This window comes from Microbacterium hanjuni, assembly GCF_043556395.1.
Lineage (GTDB): Bacteria > Actinomycetota > Actinomycetes > Actinomycetales > Microbacteriaceae > Microbacterium.
Genome location: NZ_JBIGIK010000001.1, coordinates 1,577,012 through 1,584,112, shown reverse-complemented (window position 1 = coordinate 1,584,112; position 7,101 = coordinate 1,577,012). Strand labels below are relative to the sequence as shown.

The window sequence follows — 7,101 nt, the reverse complement described above, 5'->3', positions numbered from 1 at the left end:
CGTACCCGCGCGCGGGTACGCTGTCGATTCGGCGGGGAGATGTCGCTTCGACGGCCGGTCGGGATCATCCTCGCGATGTAGCAGGATGCTACGGCCGAGCGACGCGGGAGGTGCGGGTCGGTTCGTAGCGTCGAAGCATGGACCTCACTTCGACTCAGCTCGGGCTCGCCGCCCGGGTGCAGCAACTGACCAAGCACTACGGCAACGGCGAGAACGCCGTGCGCGCCCTGGACGACGTTTCGGTGGGGATCCGCCGCGGCGAGTTCACCGCCATCATGGGACCCTCCGGTTCGGGCAAGTCGACCCTGATGCACGTGATGGCGGGGCTCGACGCACCGAGCGGCGGGCGAGCCTGGATCGGCGACACCGAGATCACCGGCCTCGGCGACAAGGAGCTGACCCTCCTGCGCCGCCGCCGCGTGGGCTTCGTGTTCCAGGCCTTCAACCTCGTTCCCACCCTCGACGCGATCGGCAACATCCTGCTGCCGTTCGCCCTGGACGGGCGGGCACCCACCGCGGCCGAACGGGCGCGCGTCGACGCGCTCGTGCAGACCCTGGGTCTCGCCGGCCGGCTCACCCATCGTCCCCACGAGCTGAGCGGCGGCCAGCAGCAGCGGGTCGCGATCGCCCGGGCCCTCGCCACCGCGCCCGACCTCGTCTTCGCCGACGAGCCCACCGGCAACCTCGACTCCCGCTCGAGCCGCGACGTGCTGCAGGTGCTCGCGAGCGCCAGCCGTGAGCACGGTCAGTCGATCGCGATGGTGACCCACGACGCGGTCGCCGCCTCCCACGCCGACCGCGTGCTCTTCCTCGGTGACGGCCGCGTGGTCGCCGACAAGCCCCGACAGAACGCCGAGCAGATCTCGCGGTTCATGCTTGCCGCTGAAGGCGCTCTCCCCGCGGGAGCGACGGCATGACCGCGCTCGCTCCGGCTCCCGTCCGCGATCGCGCTCCCTCGTCGGGGGGCGGCCGCTGGGCGTGGTTGCGCGAACCCGGCATGGGCGCCAGCATCCTGGTCTCCGCCCTCTCGAGCGGTTTCGGCGTCGTGCTGTGGGCCGTGACGGCGTTCGTCGCCCTGCTGCTGCGGTCAAACCCCTACCTCGGCGACAGCGAGATGCTCGCTCTTGCCCTGGGTGTCGTGACGGTCGTGGTCGTCGGGCTGGCCGTCTACGTCGCCGCCATCGTCACGGCGAACACGTTCGCCACCGTCGTGGCGGGCCGCACCCGCCGCATCGCGCTGCTGCGTCTCATCGGGGCGTCCGCGCGGTCGCAGCGCCGTGAGGTCGCGCGCCAGGGGCTGACCGTGGGGGTGCTCGGTTCGGTCATCGGGCTGCTCGGCGGTACGGCGCTGGCGCTCGTCGGCGCCGAGACGTTCGTGCGTGTGCAGGGTCTGACGCTCGAGAACGTGGCCGGCCAGATCGTGGTTCCCGTGCTGCTGCTCCCTCCGCTCGTCGTCGCGCTCACCACGTGGGCGGCCGCGTGGGTCGGATCGCGCCGCGTGCTGACCGTCACGCCGCTGCAGGCGCTCGGCGACACGGTCGAGTCCTCGCACGAGCAGCTCGCCCGCCGCACGGGGCGCACCGTCGCCGCCGTGGTGCTCTTCATCCTCGGGGTGGCGCTTCTCGCGCTCGGTGTGGTCGTCGGCCTCGTGAACCCCGTCGGCGTCGCGGTCGGCTTCTTCGGTGGTCTGGCGTCGTTCACCGGGCTCATCCTCGGCTCGGGCGTGGTCATGCCGCCGGTCCTGCGCCTCGTCGGGCGCATGTTCGGTCGTTCCGCGACAGCGCGACTCGCCGCGGAGAACGCGCTGCGCTACCCCGAGCGGTCCTCGCGCATGGCGATCGGGGTCGTGATGGGCGTGACGCTCGTGACGATGTTCGCCGTCGCGCTCGAGAGTGTGAAAGCCTTCGTGGTCGCGTCGGCCGACGGCGAGCCGGTGGCCGACATCACGCAGATCCTCGACACGTTCTCGGCGATCATGATGGGTCTCGTCGCCGTCAGCGCGGTCATCGCCGGCGTCGGCCTGGTCAACCTGCTCACCCTCGGGGTGGTGCAGCGGCGGCGCGAGCTGGGACTGCTGCGCGCTCTCGGGGTCTCGAACGCGCAGGTGCGCACGATGGTGCTGTTGGAGGCCGCGCACATCACGATCGCCGCCGTCGCCAGCGGCCTCGTGCTCGGCATCGCCTACGGCTGGGTCGGCGCGCAATCGCTCCTCGGTTCCGTCGCGATGCCCCCGAACTGGACCTCGCCGACGCTCGTGCTCCCCGCCGTTCCGCTGGGCCCGGTGCTCGCGATCGTGGCGGCGACCGTCGTCCTCACCCTCGTGGCGGCGGTCGTTCCGACCCGGCTCGCGACCCGGGTGACTCCCGTGTCAGCGCTCGCCGGCTGACAGCATCCGCTCTTCTTCCCCGCAGCCCTCTCCCCGCGCCACCTCTCCTCGCGCCACCTCTTCCCACCCCACTTCTCGCCGAGTACGTACGTTCTCGACGAGCCCACCCGTTGTCGTGCGCAGCAACGGCCGGATTCGCCGAGTACGTACGTTCTCGGCGGTGAGGGGGAGGGGAAGGGCGGCGATGGGGAGGGGGAGAGGGTGATAGGGACGGGCTCGCGCGAAGAAGAGTGGATGCTGGGGATCAGGCGGCGGGCTCGGGGTCGTGGGCCCAGGTCGGCGCGAGGGCCCGGATGCGCACGCCGCGCCACTGCCAGGCCGCCCAGAGGCTCGGCCACAGGAGCGGCGCCGTCGGGCCGCCGATGACGAGACGGTCGCGCCACAGGGTGCGCGTGGGGTCGCCGGCTGCGGGGGAGACCGCCATCTGGTGATCCCACACGTCGAGGCTCGCGAGCGGCCCGGTCAGCGGGATGCCGCTGTCGCGGAAGATCCGCACGGGAGCACCCGAGGCGTCGGTCAGGCGCTTCTCCGACACCGAGATGAGCTGGCGCCCCATCGGGATGATGCCCGCGACGCTGAGTTCCACCGGAGCGTCGGTGCCCGGTGCGAAGGTCGGCGGCAGCTCGGCCAGCGGCTCCATGCGCATGAGCGGCCCGTACAGCTCGGCAACCGCAGCGGGGGAGTGCAGCGCCCGCCACGCGGCGTCGGCGTCGCAGTCGATGACGAACTTGAGGAGGATGCGCATGCGCCCATCCTCCCTGACGCGCAGCCTCGTGGCGTCACTTCGGAAGCAGACCTCAGCGCGGGGTACGCGCGGCGAGGCGCTCGGACGGTGTGATCTCGCGGCGCGTCCACGTGAACTGGTAGCGCTCGTCGAAGCGCGGAGCGCACTTCGAGCACGAGGTCGCCCGGGGTGCTCGACGGTGCCGATAGGCGATGTGCCCCGCCGGGCACGTGCCCACCCACGGAGCGAGTTCTTCGGCCGTCTCGCCGTGGTGCGTGGTGCCGCCGACGTAGCCCAGGCGACGGGCGACGCTCTTCCACTGCGGCCCGTGGCCCGCCGAGGGCCCGGCGAGCGCGTGGGCGACTTCGTGCAGCAGTGTCTGGTGGTTGACGTCGTCGTCGTAGCGCGCCGAGAGGTAGCGCGACACCGAGATGCGTTTGCGGCGGAAATCGCAGAGACCCGCGCGCCGCTTGGCGTTGTCGAAGCCGAAAGACCACGAGGAATCGAGGTGAAGGGTGATCAGCGCCTCGGCCCAGAGGCGCACGCGTTGCGGTTCGGTCATACCGGAGACATTAGAACGTACGTCCGACACTCGGATGCTTGCGAGGCCGGTGGGCTCAGCTCGCCACCGTGGCCCGTGAGCGTCGGCGGTCGGCGGCGTCGATCGCGAGAAGGGTCGACTCGAGCTGCTCGTCGGCCGCGCCCGCGTCTTGCCGGAGGAACAGGGCGCGCTTGAAATCGGTGCGGGCGGACTCGAAGTCCTCGGCGTCGTAGGCGACCTTGCCGCGGTGCTGCAGCGCGAAAGCTGCGATCCCCGACCAGTTCTGCCCCTCGGCCTCTTCGGCGCACGCAGTGAGCTCCTGCAGAGCGGCGGTGTGCGCGCCGCGGTTCTGCAGGATCGTGGCGTGCAGAATGCGAGCGCGCAGCAGGTCGCGGCGCGTGCCGCCCATGCGCGCCACCCGCACCGACTGGTCCGACACCACGAGTGCTTCGTCGAGGCGGTCGAGCACTTTGAGCAGCCAGACGCGCTCGAGCAGAGCGGGCAGGCTGCGCTGGATGCCGATCTCCTCGAGCCGCTCGCGGCACTGATCGAGATCCACGATCTCGCGCAGAGTGTCGGGGTCGTACCCGCGGATGTAGCTCACTGCGACTCCCTTCGGCCCGATGACGGTCGCGCACTCAGTCTGCGACACCACGTCTGTGAGCACGCCCAGGCGCGCCGCCTCACCGATCGAAGAGGCCGGCCGTCGGCTTCGGGGAGGGGGTGGCATCGCCGTCCGTCGCCGGCCGGGCGCTGCGGACGAACTCGTCGATCTCGGCGCCCTGCGCCACTTTCGCCGGGTGGGGGCCGGCCGACAGCAGCCGGGGAAGCCACTCGACGGGGAGGGGCGCGGGCGATGCCGCGACGACGAGATTGCCGAAGCGGCGCCCCTTCAGCACCTGCACCTCGGCGAGCACGATCACGTGCGGCAGCACCTCGCGCACCGTCGCGACCTGGCGGCGGGCGAAGGCGAGCCCGGAACCGTCGGCGACGTTCACGAGCAGCACCCCGTCGGGCGCGAGCAGTCGCGCCGCCTCCCGGTAGAACTCCACCGTGGTGAGGTGGGCGGGGGTCTGGGCGCCGGCGTACACGTCCGAGATCAGCAGGTCGACGGCGCCCACGAGGCCCGCCGGGAGGCGCGCGAGTCCCGCGCGCGCATCGCCGATCCGCACCCGCACCGAGGCGCTGCGCGGCAGCGGCAGGTGTTCGCGCACGAGGTCGACGAGCGATTGCTCGAGTTCGACCACCTGCTGGCGCGATCCCGGCCGGGTCGCCTCGATGTAGCGCGGCAGGGTGAGCGCCCCGGCTCCCAGGTGCACGGCCGTCAAGGGTTGGCCGGGCATCCGCATCCGATCGATCACCGCCCCCATCCGCGCGACGTACTCGAAATGCAGGTGGGTGGGGTCATCGAGATCGACGTGGGACTGCGGCGTGCCGTCGACGTCGAGCTCGTGGCCGGAGGTGAATCCGGACGGCACGATGCGGGCGATCGTGCCGTCGCTCAGGCGCGCCCGACCGAGCTCTTCGTTCTCCACTCGCGCCCTGGCCACCTCACCACGCTAGCCGGATGCTCCGAAACACGATCGATACACAGGGGCAATGCTGACGACGGGTGCGTCCCGGTACGGTCGGTACATCGGCAGAAGCGGATGCTGCACGAAGACGTGAACGTGCGTCCCGTGTGCATCCATTCCCCACATGGAAGGTGCACAGCACATGGCACAAACGATGACACGACGCCTGCTCACCGGCGCGGCGGCCGTCGCGATCGGATCCCTCGTCTTCACCGCCTGCACGAGTCAGCGCGATGAAGACACGACCAGCACCCAGGACAGCGACGTCGACTCGACGTTCATCTTCGGAGCATCCGGCGACCCCTCGAGCCTCGATCCCGCCTTCGCGAGCGACGGGGAGTCCTTCCGCATCTCGCGGCAGATCTTCGAGGGCCTCGTCGGCGTCGAGCCCGGCACGGCCGACCCCGCGCCGCTGCTCGCCGAGAGCTGGGAGCCCTCGGAGGACGGTCTGTCGTACGACTTCCAGCTGAAGGAAGGCGTCACCTTCCACGACGGCACGGAGTTCAACGCCGACGCGGTCTGCTTCAACTTCGACCGCCAGAACAACTTCACCGGTATCGCCCAGAGCGAGAGCCTCTCGTACTACTGGGGCAAGCTCATGCGCGGCTACGCCGACACCGGAACCTCGATCTACGGTGGCTGCGAGGCTGTCAGCCCCACCGAAGTAACCATCTCGTTGACCCAGCCCTACGCCGGATTCATCCCCGCGCTGTCGCTGCCGGCCTTCGCGATCCAGAGCCCCACCGCGCTCGAGGAGTACGACGCCGACAACGTGGGCGGCACCTCCGAGGCGCCGACGCTCAGCGAGTACGCGACCTCCCACCCCACCGGCACCGGACCGTTCATGTTCGAGTCGTCGTCGCCGGGCGAAGAGACCACGGTCACCGCTTACCCCGACTACTGGGGCGAGCAGGGTCAGGTGCAGGAAGTCATCTTCCGCGTGATCGGTGACACCACCGCTCGCCGTCAGGCGCTCGAGTCGGGCTCGATCGACGGCTACGACCTCGTCGCCCCCGCCGACCTCGGCGCTCTCGAGGACGCCGGCTTCACGCTGACGAACCGCGACCCGTTCAACATCCTCTACCTCGCGTTCAACCAGGCCGCACCCGGGCTGGGCGACATCCGCGTGCGCCAGGCGCTCACCCAGGCGATCGACAAGGAGCAGCTGGTCACCCAGGTGCTGCCGGAGGGAACGACCGTCGCGAGCCAGTTCATGCCGGACAGCGTGATCGGCTTCAACGACGCCGTCACGACGTACGACTACGACCCGGATGCCGCCAAGGCGCTGCTGGCCGAGGCCGGCTTCACCGAGGCCAACCCGCTGACGTTGACCTTCAACTATCCGGTCAACATCTCGCGGCCGTACATGCCGAACCCCGAGCAGATCTTCACCAACCTGCAGTCGCAGCTCGAGGCCGTCGGCGTCGTGCTCAACCCCGTCTCCAACGAATGGGGCGAGTACCTCGACCTCATCCAGGGCGGCAGCGACCACGGCATCCACCTGCTCGGCTGGACCGGTGACTACAACGACCCCGACAACTTCGTGGGCACCTTCTTCGGTGCACCCTCGAACGAGTGGGGCTTCGACAACGCCGAGCTGTTCTCGGCGCTGACCGAGGCGCGCGGACTCGCCACCGAGGAGGAGCAGGCCCCGGCCTACTCCGACATCAACGAGGAGATCGCCCAGTTCATCCCGGGTGTTCCGCTCGCCAACCCCGTGCCGACGCTCGCGTTCGACGCTCGGGTCACGTCCTACCCGGCGAGCCCGGTGCAGGACGAGGTCTACAACATGATCGAGCTGTCCGAGTGACGTGACGGATGCTGCGGGTCCGGCCCCTTCGGGAGCCCGGGCCCGCAGCATCCCCGTCCGTAACCG

General features: G+C 70.4%; 7 protein-coding genes. 3 read left to right on the top strand and 4 right to left on the bottom strand.

What is annotated here, in order from left to right; genetic code table 11:
- The first annotated feature begins 137 nt into the window (after positions 1–137).
- Both ACFXP5_RS07705 and ACFXP5_RS07700 read left to right on the top strand, forming a co-directional pair.
- Positions 138–917: an ABC transporter ATP-binding protein gene (locus tag ACFXP5_RS07705; protein ID WP_394544153.1), complete on the top strand. Its 780-nt coding sequence runs from the start codon at positions 138–140 to the stop codon at positions 915–917.
- Positions 914–2,386 carry an ABC transporter permease gene (locus ACFXP5_RS07700; protein WP_394544152.1) on the top strand — a complete coding sequence of 491 codons (1,473 nt, stop codon included), beginning with the start codon at positions 914–916 and terminating at the stop codon, positions 2,384–2,386. The genes ACFXP5_RS07705 and ACFXP5_RS07700 overlap by 4 nt, the downstream gene beginning before the upstream one ends.
- Positions 2,387–2,630: 244 nt before the next feature.
- On the opposite strand, the gene ACFXP5_RS07695 is transcribed toward ACFXP5_RS07700, so the two are convergent.
- The 4 genes from ACFXP5_RS07695 to ACFXP5_RS07680 all read right to left on the bottom strand — a co-directional run bounded on the left by ACFXP5_RS07695 (position 2,631) and on the right by ACFXP5_RS07680 (position 5,201).
- The gene (locus ACFXP5_RS07695; RefSeq protein WP_394544151.1) at positions 2,631–3,131 is read right to left on the bottom strand and encodes a hypothetical protein; all 501 of its coding nucleotides are present in this window, start codon (positions 3,129–3,131) and stop codon (positions 2,631–2,633) included.
- Between the two features lie 52 nt (positions 3,132–3,183).
- Positions 3,184–3,672, bottom strand: coding sequence for a SprT-like domain-containing protein (locus ACFXP5_RS07690; protein WP_394544150.1), 489 nt, complete (start codon positions 3,670–3,672; stop codon positions 3,184–3,186).
- Between the two features lie 55 nt (positions 3,673–3,727).
- Positions 3,728–4,255 (bottom strand): hypothetical protein, encoded by a 528-nt coding sequence (locus ACFXP5_RS07685; protein WP_394544149.1) that lies wholly within the window; start codon positions 4,253–4,255, stop codon positions 3,728–3,730.
- 79 nt (positions 4,256–4,334) lie between these two features.
- Positions 4,335–5,201: a spermidine synthase gene (locus ACFXP5_RS07680; protein ID WP_394544148.1), complete on the bottom strand. Its 867-nt coding sequence runs from the start codon at positions 5,199–5,201 to the stop codon at positions 4,335–4,337.
- Positions 5,202–5,367: 166 nt separating this feature from the next.
- On the opposite strand from ACFXP5_RS07680, the gene ACFXP5_RS07675 reads away from it, so the two are divergent.
- The gene (locus ACFXP5_RS07675) at positions 5,368–7,035 is read left to right on the top strand and encodes an ABC transporter substrate-binding protein (RefSeq protein ID WP_394528335.1); all 1,668 of its coding nucleotides are present in this window, start codon (positions 5,368–5,370) and stop codon (positions 7,033–7,035) included.
- The last annotated feature ends 66 nt before the right edge of the window (positions 7,036–7,101 follow it).